Source organism: Vibrio hibernica (genome assembly GCF_015223435.1).
Taxonomy (GTDB): domain Bacteria; phylum Pseudomonadota; class Gammaproteobacteria; order Enterobacterales; family Vibrionaceae; genus Vibrio; species Vibrio hibernica.
In genome coordinates this window covers 1-1370 of record NZ_VHKO01000121.1, presented here as the reverse complement: position 1 = coordinate 1370, position 1370 = coordinate 1, and the positions used below count along the sequence as shown (strand labels likewise).

Below are 1370 nucleotides of genomic sequence, written 5' to 3'. Positions count from 1 at the left end.
AATGTAATGGACCCACCCTTTTATACGGCTTCGCAATGAGCCATGATGAAAGTGTCAAACTACATCAAATAAGGGCAGGTCCACTATGAAGATTACAACAGCTGGCTTAGATATAGCAAAAAATAAGTTTCATTTTTATGGTGTTAATCAAGTCGGAAAGAAAGTGAAAAAACGAGTACTAACTCGTTCTGAAGTTCTTCCTTTCTTTAGCACATTAGAGCCAACATTGGTTGTCATTGAATCTTGTGGCAGTGCCAGCCATTGGGGAAGAAAACTCATAGAACTTGGTCATAAAGTGAAATTGATAGCACCACAATATGTGGTGCCTTATAGACGAAAAAATAAAAATGACTTCAATGATGCCGAAGCGATAGCGGAAGCCGCTCAACGAAGTAACATGACTTTTGTACCGATTAAGGCAATAGAACAACAAGATGTTCAAATGGTACTGAGAATACGTGACCGACATATTCAAAGTCGAACACAGCTTAGCAATCAAATCCGTGGCTTGCTCGCAGAGTATGGGCTAATCATCTCATCGATGGGCAGAGCAGCTTTAAGGAAAGAATTGCCAGAATTTTTAGAAGATGCTGAAAATGATTTAACCAGTTCAAGTCGAGCCTTATTTTCTGATCTCCATGAGGAGCTCAGACAACTTGAATTAGTCATTAAAGACTACGATAAAAAATTAGAAAATATGGTCAAATCAAATGATATCTGCCTTCGAGCTCAAAGCGTTGTCGGTATCGGGCCTATCACAGCTGCAGCACTTTATGCAGCGATAGGAAATGGGCATAATTTTTCAAATGGCCGTCACTTTTCAGCATGGTGTGGATTGGTGCCTAAACAGCATTCAACCGGAGGAAAAAGCGTTTTATTAGGAATAACAAAACGGGGTAATCCTTATTTACGCACTTTACTGAATCATGGTGCTCGAACAGTTTTAAAATACTGCGAAGCAAAAGACGATAAATTGAGCCTATGGGCTCAAAGGCTTAAAAAAGAAAAGCATTACAATCAAGCCAGTATTGCTGTCGCGAATAAGCTTGCAAGAATCGTCTGGGCGGTAATAAGCAAAGATGAAAGTTATCAAGTAAATTACGTCTAAAAGTATAGTAGAACCAATTAGATAAAGTACTCACCACCAGTTGCGAAATGAGTTTGAACGGATAATAAACAGTTAAACTGTGCTACTTAAAAACTATCTGCGTCATAGGCTCTTAAGAAGCCGTCGGGATGATAAAGTTAAGTAGAAGCAGATTGCATCCAGGCTATGGGATTAACGCCCTATTAATAAGCCGAATATATGAAGGCAATAACTCTCTTATTAAACGCTCAAAATCACTTGCAAACCGGGTGGGTCCATATAT

The 1370-nt window shown here is 39.1% G+C and carries 1 protein-coding gene; it reads left to right on the top strand.

The window, feature by feature from the left end; translation table 11 throughout:
* Window positions 1–85 precede the first annotated feature (85 nt).
* A complete protein-coding gene (locus FH976_RS15735) occupies window positions 86–1108 on the top strand; it encodes an IS110 family RNA-guided transposase (RefSeq protein ID WP_194091715.1) in 1023 nt (340 codons plus the stop codon).
* Window positions 1109–1370: the final 262 nt, after the last annotated feature.